General features: G+C 23.6%; 17 protein-coding genes. 14 read left to right on the top strand and 3 right to left on the bottom strand.

Annotation, left to right across the window (positions count from 1 at the left end; translation table 11 throughout):
• Positions 1–1,140, top strand: a complete 1,140-nt coding sequence (locus CRU93_RS05345; RefSeq protein WP_129103155.1) for a glycosyltransferase — start codon at positions 1–3, stop codon at positions 1,138–1,140.
• On the opposite strand, the gene CRU93_RS05350 is transcribed toward CRU93_RS05345, so the two are convergent.
• Entirely contained in the window at positions 1,137–2,207 is a 1,071-nt protein-coding gene (locus tag CRU93_RS05350; protein WP_129103156.1) for a glycosyltransferase, read from the bottom strand. The genes CRU93_RS05345 and CRU93_RS05350 overlap by 4 nt on opposite strands.
• Positions 2,208–2,295: 88 nt before the next feature.
• Here CRU93_RS05350 and CRU93_RS05355 point away from each other — a divergent pair, with 88 nt between their 5' ends.
• Genes CRU93_RS05355 through CRU93_RS05365 form a run of 3 tightly spaced genes read left to right on the top strand, consistent with a single transcriptional unit; the run spans position 2,296 to position 4,696 of the window.
• Positions 2,296–3,039, top strand: a complete 744-nt coding sequence (locus CRU93_RS05355) for a glycosyltransferase family 2 protein (RefSeq protein WP_129103157.1) — start codon at positions 2,296–2,298, stop codon at positions 3,037–3,039.
• Positions 3,029–4,132, top strand: a complete 1,104-nt coding sequence (locus CRU93_RS05360) for a glycosyltransferase family 4 protein (RefSeq protein ID WP_129103158.1) — start codon at positions 3,029–3,031, stop codon at positions 4,130–4,132. Before CRU93_RS05355 ends, CRU93_RS05360 begins: the two co-directional genes overlap by 11 nt.
• Positions 4,133–4,696, top strand: a complete 564-nt coding sequence (locus CRU93_RS05365; protein ID WP_129103159.1) for a YrbL family protein — start codon at positions 4,133–4,135, stop codon at positions 4,694–4,696.
• 4 nt (positions 4,697–4,700) lie between these two features.
• Here CRU93_RS05365 and CRU93_RS05370 read toward each other — a convergent pair whose 3' ends face one another.
• Complete coding sequence (locus tag CRU93_RS05370; RefSeq protein ID WP_129103160.1) at positions 4,701–5,783, bottom strand: glycosyltransferase family 9 protein; 1,083 nt, start codon at positions 5,781–5,783, stop codon at positions 4,701–4,703.
• Between the two features lie 111 nt (positions 5,784–5,894).
• On the opposite strand from CRU93_RS05370, the gene CRU93_RS05375 reads away from it, so the two are divergent.
• The 8 genes from CRU93_RS05375 to CRU93_RS05410 all read left to right on the top strand — a co-directional run bounded on the left by CRU93_RS05375 (position 5,895) and on the right by CRU93_RS05410 (position 14,272).
• On the top strand, positions 5,895–6,488 hold the full coding sequence (locus tag CRU93_RS05375) for a YrbL family protein (RefSeq protein WP_129103161.1): 594 nt from the start codon (positions 5,895–5,897) through the stop codon (positions 6,486–6,488).
• A gap of 76 nt (positions 6,489–6,564) precedes the next feature.
• Positions 6,565–7,863 (top strand): Coenzyme F420 hydrogenase/dehydrogenase, beta subunit C-terminal domain, encoded by a 1,299-nt coding sequence (locus CRU93_RS05380; protein ID WP_129103162.1) that lies wholly within the window; start codon positions 6,565–6,567, stop codon positions 7,861–7,863.
• 11 nt (positions 7,864–7,874) lie between these two features.
• On the top strand, positions 7,875–9,017 hold the full coding sequence (locus tag CRU93_RS05385; protein WP_129103163.1) for a polysaccharide pyruvyl transferase family protein: 1,143 nt from the start codon (positions 7,875–7,877) through the stop codon (positions 9,015–9,017).
• 9 nt (positions 9,018–9,026) lie between these two features.
• A complete protein-coding gene (locus CRU93_RS05390; RefSeq protein ID WP_129103164.1) occupies positions 9,027–9,773 on the top strand; it encodes a lipopolysaccharide kinase InaA family protein in 747 nt (248 codons plus the stop codon).
• Positions 9,773–10,738: a glycosyltransferase family 9 protein gene (locus CRU93_RS05395; protein WP_129103165.1), complete on the top strand. Its 966-nt coding sequence runs from the start codon at positions 9,773–9,775 to the stop codon at positions 10,736–10,738. The genes CRU93_RS05390 and CRU93_RS05395 overlap by 1 nt, the downstream gene beginning before the upstream one ends.
• On the top strand, positions 10,731–12,281 hold the full coding sequence (locus tag CRU93_RS05400) for a YrbL family protein (RefSeq protein ID WP_129103166.1): 1,551 nt from the start codon (positions 10,731–10,733) through the stop codon (positions 12,279–12,281). Before CRU93_RS05395 ends, CRU93_RS05400 begins: the two co-directional genes overlap by 8 nt.
• Before the next feature lies 1 nt (position 12,282).
• Complete coding sequence (locus tag CRU93_RS05405; RefSeq protein ID WP_129103167.1) at positions 12,283–13,344, top strand: hypothetical protein; 1,062 nt, start codon at positions 12,283–12,285, stop codon at positions 13,342–13,344.
• The gene (locus CRU93_RS05410) at positions 13,334–14,272 is read left to right on the top strand and encodes a glycosyltransferase family 9 protein (protein WP_129103168.1); all 939 of its coding nucleotides are present in this window, start codon (positions 13,334–13,336) and stop codon (positions 14,270–14,272) included. The genes CRU93_RS05405 and CRU93_RS05410 overlap by 11 nt, the downstream gene beginning before the upstream one ends.
• Here the strand turns inward: CRU93_RS05410 and gmhA are convergent.
• On the bottom strand, positions 14,269–14,835 hold the full coding sequence (gene gmhA / locus CRU93_RS05415; RefSeq protein ID WP_129103169.1) for a D-sedoheptulose 7-phosphate isomerase: 567 nt from the start codon (positions 14,833–14,835) through the stop codon (positions 14,269–14,271). The two genes, CRU93_RS05410 and gmhA, sit on opposite strands and share 4 nt — an antisense overlap.
• Positions 14,836–14,947: 112 nt before the next feature.
• Between gmhA and CRU93_RS05420 the strand changes: the two genes are divergently transcribed.
• Positions 14,948–15,808, top strand: coding sequence for a glycosyltransferase (locus CRU93_RS05420; protein ID WP_129103170.1), 861 nt, complete (start codon positions 14,948–14,950; stop codon positions 15,806–15,808).
• Positions 15,809–15,893: 85 nt separating this feature from the next.
• Complete coding sequence (gene rpmB, locus CRU93_RS05425) at positions 15,894–16,082, top strand: 50S ribosomal protein L28 (protein ID WP_129103171.1); 189 nt, start codon at positions 15,894–15,896, stop codon at positions 16,080–16,082.
• The last annotated feature ends 8 nt before the right edge of the window (positions 16,083–16,090 follow it).

A 16,090-nucleotide genomic window follows, 5' to 3' on the forward strand; every position in this document is an offset into this window, starting at 1 on the left:
ATGAAAATAGCATATATATCAAGATCAATTATTCCATCAAGAACAGCAAATAGTATTCATGTAATGAAAATGTGTAATGCTTTCGCATCTTTAGGTCATGAGGTTATACTTTTGGCCCCATGGACTAAAAAGCTAGAAGAAAAAAATGTAAATGATATTTTTGAATATTATGGTGTTGAAAAGAATTTTGAATTAAAAAAAGTTTTTTCACCAAATATTAAATATTTAAAGAAAAGAATTTACTCTTACAGATGTTTAAATATTGTAAAAAAAATAAATGCAGATATTGTTTATGGAAGAGATGATATGTTTGCATTTTATTTAACACAAAAAAGCGGTTATTTTACATTATTTGAAAAACATGAACCTTATAACGAAAAAGGTGTAAATAATTTTTTCTTTGATAAATTTATGAAAAATAATAGCAATAATTTAAAACTTGTAGTAAATTCTAATGAATTAAGAAAAATGTATAATAAAAGCTGTAATATATCTTTAAATTCAATTTTAGCAGCTAATAATGCAACAAATATAATACCAGATAAAAAAGTACCATCAAATATAAATATTGATAATTCAAAAATTCAAATTGGTTATGTTGGAAGTTTGTTTAAAGGTAGAGGTATTGATATAATAATTCAATTAGCACAAAAAATACCAAATGCTATATTTCATATAATTGGTGGCAAGCAAAAAGATATTGATTATTGGAAAAATAAAAATAAATTATCTAATATTATATTTCATGGTTTTGTAGAACCAAAAGAGACATATAAATATAGAAATATGTGCGATATATTATTAGCTCCATATCAAAGTGATGAAGAGGGAAATCGTTCTAGTAAATATATGTCTCCTATTAAACTTTATGAATATATGTCTTCAAAAAAAGCAATTGTTTGTTCTAATTTTAAAGTTGTATATGAAGCTTTAAATGATGATTGTGCATTACTTGTAGATTCATCTGATATAACTGCCTGGGAAAATGCAGTAAATGAATTAATCTCTAACAAAGAAAAAAGAGAAAAACTAGCTTTAAATGCCTATGAAAAGTTTATTAAATATCATACATGGAAAGCAAGAGCTAAAAAGATTATAGATTCAATAGATCAAATAAATAAAATAATATTTGGAGCTTAAACTAAAAGCTCTAAATACTCATTTTGTTCTCTTTTTAAAGCAAATATTTCTAAAGCTTTTTTATGATTTTCTTTTGCTTTAATTTTCTCTTCTTCAATATTATTTGATACATTTAAAAGAATTTCTTTTAAATTATTTACATTATTATCTTTTGTCAAATATATATGAAATCCTAAATCTTTAAATTCAGGAGAAGATGTGTCATCATAAATAATAGGAATTAATCCATAACCAAGAGCTTCTATTATTGCATTACTCATTCCTTCCCCTAAACTAGGAAAAAGAAAAATATCACTTTTTTGCAAATATTTTTTTACTTCATTTGTATATCCAACAAATTCAATACTTTTACTGTATTCACAAGTTTCTAAGTAGTTTTCTATTTTAGAGTAGTAATTTTTATCTTGAATATCTCCTAAAAACTTAATACTAAAATCAATATTGTTTTTATATAAAACTTCACATGTTTTAATTGCTTCAAATTGTCCTTTACCTGGATGTACTCTTCCTACATGAATAATTTTTATTGTTTTATCAAAAACATTAAAATTAATGTTATCATCAAACTTTAATGATGAGTAAATTCTTGTTACTTTTGCATTTTTAGGTATTGGTAAAATATCTATAATATTTCTTTTCATATATTCACAATTTCCAACAAAATAGTTAACATTTGAATAAAAAAGTTTATGAAATATATCTTTTTTGGATGTAGTTTTTTTTGAACCTTGTCTTATTAGAAAATTTATATTTAATCCAAGTGTTGCAAAGTATAAAGACTTCATCTCTGAAGCACCTAAGAAGATAATATTTTTTATACTATTTTTTATAAGTATTTCTCTTACAGCTTTAATTAAAGATAAGCTTAGATTACTTTTGAAACTAACTTCATGCACATTTATTTTATAATTTAAAAAATGTTCTTTTTTGTTTATAATGTAGCTATTGTCTCTTGCTATAAAGTGAGTTTCAACTTCTTCACTTATTAATCTTGCAAGTTTTACAGAGGCTAGTTCCATTCCTCCATTTACTCTTGATAGACATATAATTGCAGTTTTTTGTTTCATTCAAAGCCTTTAAAAGTGCCATTATATCGAATTTAAATTAAACTTATTATATAATATAAGCTTATTTAAAATTGAAGGCTTTTTTATTTTGAAAATTACAGCAAATATAATAACACTAAATGAAGAAAAAAATATAGAAGAAGTTATAAAATCAGTACAAGAAGTATGTAATGAAGTATTGGTTATTGATTCATTAAGTAGTGATAAAACATGTGAAATTGCAGAAAAATTAGGTGCAAAAGTTATCAAGCAAGAGTATTTGGGTGATGGACCTCAAAAAGCATTTGGGGCACCATTTGCAAAAAATGATTGGATATTAAGCATTGATGCAGATGAAAGATTAGATTTAAATGCAATTGAAGAGATTAAAAAACTTGATTTAGATAACACTCCTTATGATGCATTTTCATTTGCTAGAAAAACATATGTAGGTAAAAATTTTATAAAATTGTGGTATCCAGATAGAGTTGCAAGATTATATAATAGAAGAAAATGTAATTATTCAACTGCAAAAGGACATGCAAAAGTTCAAACTGAAAATATATGTGATTTAGAAGCAGATATGTTACATTATTCATATGAAGATTATACTCATATGATTAGAACTACTGAAAAGTTTATCAAAAGAGGTGCACTTTTAGCTTACGAGGATGGAAAACGTGCAAATATTTTTGATCCATTTATTCATGGAATAGGAGCTTTATTTAAAACATTGATTTTAAAAAAAGGTATACTTCACGGTATTAATGGTTTGAATGTTGCTGTTATATCTGCATTTAGTTCGTATATGAAATATGCAGTAATGTTAGAGATGCAAAAGAATGAAAAATAAAAATATTTTAGAAGTTTGTTTATCTCCTGATTTAGGAGGTTTAGAACTTTATATGGCTAATTGTTCAAATCAATTTTCAAAAGAATTTAATGTAACTTGTATTGTTGCAAAGATTTCAAAATTAAAAGATTATATTACTGATATTGAAAAGTTTGAATTAAATAGAAAAAGTAGTTTTTCTATTTTGAATGCATTTAAATTAGCAAAAATAATTGACAAAAAAGATATTGATATTGTTCATCTACATTGGACAAAAGATATTCCAATAATTGTTTTAGCAAAACTTCTTTCAAAAAGAAAACCTAAAATTGTTCAAACTAGACATATGAATATGACTAGATTTAAAAGTGATTTTTATCACAAATTTTTATATAAAAATATCGATACAATTATTTGTGTTACAAAGTCTTTACAAGAGCAAATAACAAAATTTATTCCTAGTAATATTAGACCTAATTTAGAATTAGTTTATTTAGGTGCTAATGAAGCTGAAATTTTAACTGATGAAGAGATAAATAGTTTCAAAAATAGTTTAGAGGTTGGAAACTCTTTTATGGTTGGACTTATAGGTAGAATAAATGAGTTTAAAGGTCAACATCTTTTGATAGAGGCAATGAAAGAGCTAAAACAAAAAAATTTAAATATAAAAGCTTACATTATTGGTTCTGCTATGAGTGAAGAGTATTTAGAAAAGTTAAAACAAAAAGTTGATTTACATGATTTAAACAATGTTTTGAAATTTGTTGGTTTTACAAAAGAGCCATATAAATTTATGCAAGCATGTGATGTAGTTCTAATGACTTCTAAAAATGAAACTTTTGGTTTGGTTACAATAGAAGCAATGAAAAATCAAACAGCTGTGATTGCTTCAAATAGCGGTGGTGTTCTAGAAATAATTGAAGATGAAAATACTGGTTTACTTTTTGAAAATCAAAATGCAAATGATTTAGCAAAAAAAATTGAAAAACTGTATAACAATAAAAATTTAAAAGATAAATTAGCAAAAGCTGGAAAAAACAAAGCAGATAGAGATTTTGATAACAATATGCAATTTAAAAAGTTAATAAAAGTATTTAAAACAATAGGAGAATAAGTGCTTATTTTAAAAGAAGAAGATTTTATAGGAAAAGGAAGTGAACGAGCTTGCTATTTGCATCCAGAAGATAAAAATAAAGCAGTAAAAGTAACTTATAAAAATAATAAAAGAGAAAAAAATAAACAATCACAAAAAGAGATCGATTACTATAAAGAGTTAATAAAAAGAGGAATGAATGATTGGCAACATCTTCCAAAGTTTTATGGTGAAGTACAAACAAATCATGGTGAAGGTTTTATAATTGAAGTTGTAAGAGATTATGATGGAGAAGTATCTAAAACATTTGCTCATTATATAAAAGAAAATGGTGTAGATTTTTATAAAAAAGAGTTAGAAGAGTATAAAGATTATTTTTTAAGAAATAAAATAATCTTTAATTATGGAATGATGCCTAAAAATATTCTTCTTAGAAAAAGAAGTGAAAAAAAATATGAATTGGTATTAATTGATGGATTAGGTGATGTTTCTCACTTTACATTACCAAATAAAATCCCATATTTCGCCAGAAGAAGAATAAAAAGAAGATGGGATAAGTTTATAAATAAATATATTAAAAAGTAGAAGTTTACTTTTTAATATTTAATATTTTAAATGCATTTTCTTGAATCTCATTTAAGTTAATATTTTCTAAATTTGACTCAGTACCTTTTGGTGTTAAAGCAACTGAATTATCAGCTTTTGGACCACATAAAATATATTTTATAGGATCATTCCAAAATAAAGCAACTGTAGGAATGTTTAAACCTGAAGCAATATGTACAAAACTTGTATCTGGAGTAATTAATAAATCAAGTTCATTTAAAACTTCAGCTGCTTCATAGATACTTTTAGTTTTAAATGGTATTGCTACATTTGTTAATGAGTTTTCATTAATTAATTTTTCAAAATATTCAAATTTACTTGGAATACAAAAAGGTATAATTTTTATCTTTTCATTTTTTAGTAGATTACATAAATCAATAATTTGTTTAGTGTTTAATGTTCTATCTTTATGTGAAGCATCTGTATTTAATCCTAGTAACTTATAATCTTTATATTTTTTTATATAGTTTTGAATTTCTATATTTTTTTCTTTAGGTAGAGGAAAAATCATATTAGTATTATAATTATTAATACCAAGAAATTTAAGCACTTTTAGTCTTGTATCTGCCATATGAATAAGTTTTTTATCTCTAGTTTTATATACTTTATAATATAAACTTAATTCACTTTTATCAAACCCATATCTTTTTTTTGTTCCTGTATTTCCTAATATTAATTTTGGATTAATAATCATTGTATGTAAAGTTCTATGAAATCTTATTACTGTATCATCAATTGCTAAATCATAATGATTATTTCTCATTTTAAATATTTCTATCCATGATTTCAGCCAATTTCTTTTTTTATACTTTAAATATACATTATTTACTTCTGGAAGATATTTATACATAAAGTGATTATTTAGACTTGCATATATGTCAATTCTAGCATTTGGATAAAATCTATTTAGTTCCCTTATTAAAGGATAACTTAAAATAGCATCTCCTATTCCACCATCTCTAATTAATAGTATTCTACTAATTTTTAAATTGATTATATTTTCATTATACTTTTTTTGTGCAATTTTTTTAAATAAATAGTTTTTTATTTTTTGTTTTAAAGTCATTTTTACCTAAGTTTTATTTTATTAATTTAGCAATTTTATAAAAATAGTTCTGTTTATATCCTTAAAATTTATTATGATAAAATGCCAACTTGACAATATCTAGGAGTGTAAATGATTTTTTTGGATGAAAGTTTATATATAAATAAAGGTACAAATAGAGTTTGCTATATGCATCCAAATGATAAAACTAAATGTTTAAAAATAGATTTAAAAGAGAATAAAGAAACCAGAAGAGAATTAAAATATTATAAAAAGCTTATTAAAAAAGATATTCCTTTTGATTTTCTTTCAAAATATTATGGCGAAGTAGAGACAAATTTAGGAAAAGCAGAAGTTTTTGAATTAATTAGAGATAGTAATGGATTTATATCAATGGAAGTAGATAAATATTTAAAGAATAGTAATAATATTGAGGAAATCGAAAATTTATTAAAATTAGTTCCTTTATTAAAAAAATATATTTTTGAAAATAAAATATTTGTAAAAGATTTAAATAGCGTAAATATAATGTATCAGCAAAATAGTCATAAAACTAGATTAGTAATAATTGATGGATTGTCTCATAGTAATTATAATCCATTTTTTTATAAATGTGATTATTTTATTAAGAAAAAGATTGATAAAAGTTGGAATAGTTTTATTGATTCTTTAATTAAAAGAGAAAAGATAAAAGAAAATTCTAAATTTATGAAATATTTAAAATAATAATATATTATGTTCTTATTAGATATTTTAGATATAATTATTGCCTTTATATACAAAAAAGGACAATAATTTATTTATGAAAAAAGTAAGTAGAGATATAACTGAAGTTGTTGATAATTATTTATGCCATAGTTGTGGTTCTTGCTTCTCTTCTTGCGGTCATGATTGTATTTCCTATGAAACAACAACAATGGGATATTTATTCCCTAAAATTGATTATAATTCTTGTACAAATTGTGGATTATGTTTTGATGTTTGTCCTGGAGATCATTTTTCAATTAAATTAAAAGAAAAAACAAAAGAAATAGATCCTTTTATTGGTAATATTAAAACTACATATGTTGGATATTCTAATGATAAAGAGATTTATAATAATTCTCAAAGTGGTGGTATAACTACAGAAATATTAAGATATTTATTAGATAATGATATTGTATCTGCAGCTGTGGTTACAGTTATGAATGAAGAAATGTCTGCAAGTAAAGCTAAAATAATTACTTCCTCTAAGGAACTAAAATTATCACAAAAATCTAAGTATTTACCAACAAATTTAAATTCATTAGTTCCTGAACTTTTGAAAATAAAAGGTAAAATTGCAGTTGTAGGTTTGTCTTGTCACATTCAAGGATTAGAAAATTTAAAAAAAATAAAGAGAAAATTAAATGATAAATTAATTAAAATTGGATTGATTTGTGAAAAAATAATGTTAAATTCATCTTTGGATTATTTTACAAATGAGTTATCAATAAAAACACAACAAATAAAAGAATTTTCATTTAAAGATCCATATTATACAAAGTATCCTGGGGATATTAGTTTAGTAACAAAAGATAATAATAGATTTTTTTTAGATAGAAAATATAGAAAGAATATGAAAGATTTTTTTACTCCTATTAGATGTATGTTATGTTTTGATAAAATGAATATATATTCAGATATAGTTTTGGGTGATCCACATGGAATTGATAATATAAATGATGAAAGTGGAGAAAATTTAGTTTTAATAAGAACAGAAATTGGAACTAAAATAATAGAAGAAATGATGAAGTTAAAGCTTATAACTTTACGTGAGGTTTCAACAGATGATGCTATTACAGGCCAAGGAATAGAAAAAAAACGAAAGAAATTTAATTCATATATAAATGCATGGAAAAATTTAGGTAAGAAAATTCCCGATTATCCTCAATCTGTTTTTGACTTTTCAATAGCTACAGATGAAAAAGATATTAAAAAGTCTGAAATGCATATTCAATCTGCAATTGAATTAGACAAAATTCAAAATAAAGATGAAATTTTAAAAAAAGCACGGCACTATTATGAAAATAAAAATGGTAAAAAAACATTTTTTAGATATTTTAAAAAAATTTTTAGATAAAGGGGAAATAGATGTTAATAGAGATACAAAATGTAGGTTTTGTAAATAAAGGAGCAGAGTTAATGCTTTATGCAATTTTGCAAGAGATAAAGAGTAAGTATCCATATGCAGAATTTGTAATGACTCCTAATTTAAATATTTCTCCTTTCAAAAAAAGAGCTTCATTAGGCATTTATCAAAAAGTTACATATGAAAAGATGGGTATTGATATTGGAGATATTTTTATTTCATTTATTTCAAAAAAACGAAGAGAAATGTATGGGTTAGTAAGAACTAAAGACGTAGATGTAGTTTTAGATGCTGCAGGTTTTGCTCATGGAGATCAATGGGGTGTAAAAAATACAAAGAAATTATTTAACTATTCAAAAAAATTAAAAAAAAATAATAAAAAATTAATACTTTTACCTCAAGCTTTTGGACCTTTTTCTAATAATGAAATTAAAGAAAATATGAAAAATTTAATTAAAAATTGTGATTTAGTTTTTGCAAGAGAAGAAGTCTCTTTTAATTATCTGAAAAATATAGATGCAAATAGTAATAATATTTATAATATGCCAGATTTTACTAATTTAGTTAAAGCTACAAGTGTTGATTTTAATTTTGAAAATAATGATTTTTGTATAATTCCAAATTATAAAATGGTTAGTAAAAACTGGATTGGTTCTAATGGTAATAGTTATTTAGAACTGATCTCTAAATCAATAAAATATTTAAGACAAAAAGGTAAAAAACCTTTTATTTTAATTCATGAAGGTAAAAAAGATAGCTTATTAGCTGAAAGTATCTCTAATGAAGTTGGTGGAATAAATATTTTTAAAGAAGAAGACCCTTTAAAAGTAAAAGGCATACTTAATGGAGTATCAGGGGTTATTGGTAGTAGATTTCATAGTTTAGTTAGTTCTTTAAGTCAAGCTACACCTGCATTAGGTACGAGTTGGAGTCATAAGTATCAGATGCTTTTTAAAGATTATAATTTTGAAAAAGGTATTTTAAATTTAGATTCATCTGATAGTGAAATATATGAAAAAATAGATTTGATTATTAATGAAGACACTAACAAAGAAATCATAAAAAAATTAGAAGAAAAATCATTAAAATTAAAAGAGTTGACTAAACAAATGTGGGAAAAAGTGTTTGAAACTTTAGAAAAATAAGGGAAAAGATTGAGTATTAAGTATAAACTAAACAATAATTATAAAAATATAAAAGAATTTTTGATTAATATAAAAGCGTTTTTTGAAGAGAATTCTAATACTATTCATAAAGCTAGGAATGAGCTTAAAGTAATAGAGTATAAAGGAATAAAAACAGTTGTAAAAGCTTTTAAAGTTCCAAATATCATAAACCAAATAGCATATGCTTACTTTAGAGATTCAAAAGCGAAAAAGTCTTATGAAAATGCGGTAAAACTAATAGAATTAGGAATAAATACTCCAAAGCCAATTGGATATATTGAGTTTTATCAAAATTTTTTATTTAAAAAAAGTTTTTTTATAAGTGAAAAGTTTGAGTACAAATATACAATAAGAGAACCTTTACGACATTTAGATTTTGAAAATAGAGAAGAGATAATCAAAGGGTTTGTAAAATTTACGTATAATCTTCATCAAAATGGTGTATATCATAAAGATTATTCTGCAGGTAATATTTTAGTTGCAAAAACAGATGATGATTATGAATTTTCAGTTGTTGATATTAATAGAATGCAGTTTAAGGCAATTGATTTGCATACAGGTTTAGATAATTTTGCAAAACTTTGGCTTGATGAAAATAGCTTATTACTTATTGCAAAAGAGTATGCAAAACTTGCAAATGTAGATGAAAACAAAGCCATTGATATTTTAAAACAGTGTGATAAAAAATTAAAAAGTTTTGTGGAGTTTAAAAGAAAAATAAGAGGTAAGAAATAATGAACTTATTGATTTCAAGACATGATAAAATTGGTGATTTTGTTGTGACGCTACCTTTATTTAAAGCAATTAAAACTCAATATCCCCAAACAAAAATCACTGCGTTAGTAAGTAAAATAAACTTTGATTTTGCAAAAAATATAGAATTTATTGATGATGTTATTTTATTTGATAAAAATGATTTAAAAACAACTTTAAATATTATAAAACAGAAAAATTTTGACGCAAGTATAAGTGGTTATATTGATACTAAATTAGGTAAACTCTTATTTAAAAGTAAAATAAAAAAAAGAGTTGCCCCTGCAACAAAAATAGCACAACTTTTTTTTAATAAAAGAGTAAAACAAAGAAGAAGTAAAGTAAAAAAAACAGAGTGGGAATATAATTTAGATTTAGCAAAAAAGTTATTTAAAGATATAAATTTGGAGTTTGAAAGGCCTCTTTTAAATTTAGATGGAACAGAACAAATAAAAGAGTTTAGGTCTTGTTATAATATCAATGAATCAAAAAAAATTGTAGCATTTCATCCAGGTTTTGGAGGAAGTAGTGATGGTAATTTGTCTTTTGAAGATTATATTCATTTAGCAAAAAAAGCATCAACTATAAAAAATGTACAAGTGGTATTTACATTTGGACCTGATGATTTAAAAGTAAAAGATAAGTTTATTTCAAAAGTAGATTTTGAGGCAGTTTTTTATGAATCAACTGGTGCAATTATTGATTTTTGTAAGCTATTAAGTCAATTTGAATTATTTATTAGTACATCAACTGGACCTATGCATTTAGCAGGATGTACAAATATTAAAACTATATCTTTTTTTGGTAATAATCTATTTGCAAGTTCAAAAAGATGGGCAACAGTAAGTGAAAGTAAAAATCAAAATAATTTTATGCTTGATTTAGATTATTCAAAAGATCAATATTTAAAAATAGAAAAAAGATTAGAAGAGATATTAAATGCATAGTGTTGATAGTATAATTCAAAAAATTTTAGTTAAACTTGCTAAAAAAGAGTTTTCTTTTTATAAATATGATGATAATACAATTACCTTTTCAATAACAGAAAATAGATTAAATACATTATTAAAAGTAATTTTTAAACTATGTTCAAAAGAATCATATTGTTTTTCAATTATAAGAGAAGAGTATGATTTAGTAGAAGTTATAATTTATTCAAATAGTAATGATAAAAAAATAAAAGTATTATTAGAAGATGTGGATAAAAAAGTTATTTTAGAATATAGAAAAAAAGTTTTAAAATATAAAAAATATAAAATTTATCCAATTATTGGTCCAGATGGAGTAGGTAAAACTACTCTTCTTACAAATACATTTAACCCAAAAGAAAAAAGTTTAATTTATAAAAGATTTAAAAAAATAGTAAGAAGATCAATTATTTATAATATATCTTATCCTATAAATAAATATTTATTAAAGAAAAAATTAGGAAGAAAACCAGAAAAAGACCAACATGATGATATTCATTATATGTTAGTTATTCTTGCTGGTTTATTATATTATCCATATTTAGTTTATAACTCTTTAGTTAAAAAGAAAATAGTATTTATTGATAGGTTTTTTAATGATTATCTATTAGAAAATATATCTTTTTTAGATAAAAAAACAACTCTTAGAAAAGGTTGGAAAAATATTTTAAGATATATACCAACTATTTATTGGACGATTCATTTAGATGCAAAAGCCAAGATAATCTTAGAAAGAAAAGATGAATTAAAAAAAAGAGATGTAAAAAAGTATAGAAAAGCAAATTTTAAAATATATTTGCAAAAACCATCAATTGTTTATACTTATATAAATACTGCACTTGAACTCTCTTTTTGTCAAAATGTTTTATTAAAAATATCAAGAAGAATAGGTATTGCTTTATCTGATGAATTTTTGTATCAAATTAATGATGATTTATTAATAGCTAAAGGTGGAGAAAGAGCTTGCTATTTACATCCAGAAGATAATACAAAAGTTATTAAAAGTGTATTCTCAAAAGGTTCTCATAATAATCAAAATAAATTAGAATACATATATATGAATTATTTAAAAAATAAGAAAAAAGATTTATCACATATTACAAATTGTTATGGGTATATAAAAACAAATATTGGTAAAGCATTGGTTTTTGATAGAGTTTTAAATTATGATAACACACCTGCAAAATCTTTTAGATATATGGTGGCAAATAAATTAATTTCTTTGGATGAACAAAAAAAATTATTAGATGAATTAAAAAAATATTTAGAAGATAATGAGATTTTATTTGTAGATACAAGTTTAACAAATCTATTTTGTCCCCAAATTCAAGAAGATAAATATAAAATTATAATTGTAGATGGTCTTGGTGCAAAAAGAATGGGGTTGAAATTTTGGTTATATAGAAATTCAAAACTTTATACAAAGTATAAGATTAAAAGACAATGGGAAAAATTTATGGTGATGTACAAAAAGGATGTAAAAAGAGCTGAACTTGGCCAACGTCCTTTTACAAGGTTATAATATGAATAAAACTCCTTTTTTTTGGGATAATTATTCTGATCAACCAAGTGTTATAAAAGATAAATCTTATAAAAAAGCAATGAGAAAAAAGTATATATTTGATTATTTTTATATGCTCTTTTCTTCTATTTTTATTTTACCTTTTTCTATTATTTTTATGAAGTTATTTAAAGGTAATAATCATAAGATTTCAAATAGAGATTTAATAGGAATTGGTGTTAATTTAGACAAGGGTAGTTCTCAACAAGATCTAGTTGAAGAATTGGGTGTTAAAAATTTAATTATTCGTATGCCTTTATGGGATATTAAAAATATAGATTTATATGTTGATTTTGCAAAAAGTTTTAATAATACTTCAAATAAAAATATTTTACTTAATATTATGCAAGATAGAGAACATATAGAAGATAAAAAACTTTTGGAAAATCATTTAGATTTGATTTTTTCTAAATTTTCTTCTTTTGTTTTTGAATATCAAATAGCAACTACTATAAATAGAGCAAAATGGGGCTTTTTTTCTGTAAAAGAGTATTTGAATTTTTATAAAATTGCACAAAATTTAAGAGATTGTAAATATAAAGATTTGAAACTTTTAGGCCCTAGTATTATAGATTTTGAATATTATTATAATGTAAGAGCAATGTTTAATTTCTCAAATATTAAATATGATAAATTAAGTGCATTACTTTATGTTGATAGAAGAGGAAAACCAACAAATACTCAATATGGAATCTTTGATACAAAAAATAAAATAGATTTATTATTTTCATTATGTAAATTATCACCAAAAGTAAATAATGAAATTTATATAACTGAAGTAAATTGGCCAATTTCAAATACTTCACCATATGCACCCACAAGTGAAAAAGAGTGTATTTCAAATGAACTTTATACAAAATATATGTGTGAATATTTAAAAATAGTAAAAAATAGTAAGAAAATTAAAAGAGTATATTGGCATCAATTAATAGCGCCAGGTTATGGTTTAGTTGATAATAGAAATGAAAAAATAGTGAAATTACCACAATTTTATAAATTTAAAGAGTTAATAAATGAAAATTGAAAAAATATTTATAGAAATACCTACATGGTTAGGTGATGCAATTATGACTACACCTGCTATTGAAAATATAATTAAAACATATCCAAATGCAAAAATCATACTTTTAGGATCATTTGTTTCAACTCAAGCATTAGGTAATTTTAAAAATATAGAAAAAATAATAGTTGATAATACAAAAAAAGAAGGTAATAGATATAAAAATCTATACAATTTAGCTAAGCAAATAGGAAAAGTTGATTTGGCTATTTCATTTAGAAGAAGTTTATCCTCTAAATTTATGATGTTTTTTGTAAATGCTAAAAAGAAATATAATTATAAGAGATTACAAAAAGAACAAATACATCAGGTTTTAAGATATAACGATTTTGTAAATCATGTGTTAAATTTAGATAATAAAGCTGGTGATTTATCTTTACATTTTAAGCCTTTTTTATATGATAAACCTACTCTTGGAATAAATCCTGGTGCTACATATGGAAGTGCTAAAAGGTGGTATCCCAGTGAGTTTGCTAAAGTTGCAATAAAAATGTCTAAAACACATAATATTGTTATATTTGGTGGACCAGGAGAAGTTGATATTGCAAAAGATATTGAAAAACAATTAATTGAAAATGGCATAAAAAGTTATCAAAATTTAGCAGGAAAAACTACAATTGCTGAATTAATTGAAAAGATAGCAGGGTTAGATATATTTATTACAAATGATTCTGGACCTATGCATGTTGCAGCAGCTTTTAAAGTAAAAACAATTGCTATTTTTGGACCAACAAGATTTAAAGAGACAAATCAGTGGAATAATCCAAATGAGAATATAATTACAAAAAATCTAGATTGTGCTCCATGTATGAAAAGAGTGTGTCCTTTAAAACATCATAACTGTATGAAGTTAATAACAGCAGAGGATGTTTTAAAAGTTATAGATAATTAACTAAGTTCGTTATCTATAATTTGACAAATAGTATGTCCTATTAATATATGCATTTCTTGAATTCTTGGCGTATCATTTGAAGGAACTACTAGATTTACATCACAAGCTTCATTCATAGCTCCACCATCTCTTCCTGTTAATCCAACAGTTTTGCAACCAAACTCTTTTGCTAGATTTAAAGCACTTAATACATTTTTGCTATTTCCACTTGTACTAATTCCTATTACTAAATCACCTTTATTTGCTAATGCTTCAACTTGTCGATCAAATACTCTATCATATCCGTAATCATTTCCAATTGCTGTTAATGCACTTGTGTCAGTTGTTAGCGCAATTCCAGGAAGTCCTCTTCTTTCAGTTTTATATCTTCCTGTTAACTCTGCAGCAATATGTTGTGCATCTGCTGCACTTCCACCATTTCCACATAATAAAATTTTATTTCCATTTTTTAAAGTATCTACTGCAAGTTGTGATGCAGCTTCTACTTTCTCTTCCATATTATCTATAACATTATATATTGTTTCAAGGTGTGCTTTAAATTCATCTGCAATCACTTTTTTCATCAGATTTTATCCTTTTTATATGTTAATTTTGATTTTATCATAACAATATTTTAAACTTATTAAATCTTTTTATTTTTTATTTGATAAAATTCAAATAAATGGAAAAGTATAAATGATAAAAATTGATTATAAAATAGAGAATAAACTAATAAAAAAACTTTTAGAAGATGAAAATATACAAAAATTAGAGAAAAGAAAATTAACACAAAAATTGTTTTTTTTTAAAAAAGATTTTGCAGATGTTTATTTTTTTAGTGGAAAAATAAATAAAGGAGATGAAGCAAAGCTTATAAATGCAAAATTGGTAGTTGTAAATTCCAATAAATTAAAAGAAAAACTATTAAAACAGTTCAAGTTAGATTCTTCAAAAATATCTATTCTTTATCCAAGTATTACTAAAAAAACTTTTCAAAGTAAAAATAAAGAGATTTTTTTTGAAAAATATAATATTCCTTTAGATTATAAAGTTGTATTCTTTACTGCAAAAGATTTTAAAAAGTCAGGTATAAAAGAGTTTTTAGAGTTAATTAAAAGTATACATTATAAGTATGTACAATTTATAATTGCTGGTAATAAAAAAGATATATCAAATTTAAAATTTTTAACTTCAAAATCTGATATAAAAGATAAAATAATTTATTTAGAAGATTTTAAAAATATAGATTTACTATTTTTCATATGTGATATTTTTGTTTTGCCTACTCAAAAAACAGCTTTTGCAACTTCAATTTTAAAAGCTATGTACTATAAAAGTGCAGTATTTGTACCTAGTTCAAATAGTGCAAGTGAAGTTGTGGATGTTTTTGCTACAATGAATAGATATGATGATGGAAGCACACCTTTTAAAGTTGATGCTTTATTAGGAAGAAAGGAAGATTTGGACCTTATAAAAAATGATAATTTCAATATTGCAAAAGAGTTTACATTTGATAAGAGTTTAAAAAAAATAAAATCAATTTTACATAATGTATAAATGATTGTATTTTTTAAATAAAAGTTAAGAATAATAAGCTATAATACGCGAATATTTTTCACTACAAATTAAGAAGGAAAAGAATATGGCAAGAAGATGTGCAATTTCAGGAAAAGGGGCAATGGTTGGAAACAACGTTAGCCACGCTAAAAATAGAACTAAAAGAAGATTTTTACCAAACTTAAGAACTGTAAGAGTTACTTTAGAAGATGGTACAACTAAAAAAATCAGAATTTCAGCAAAAGAGTTAAGAACTCTTAAAAAACACTCATAAGAAGGCGC

The sequence above is a fragment of the Arcobacter sp. CECT 8985 genome (assembly GCF_004116495.1).
Taxonomy (GTDB): Bacteria; Campylobacterota; Campylobacteria; order Campylobacterales; family Arcobacteraceae; genus Malaciobacter.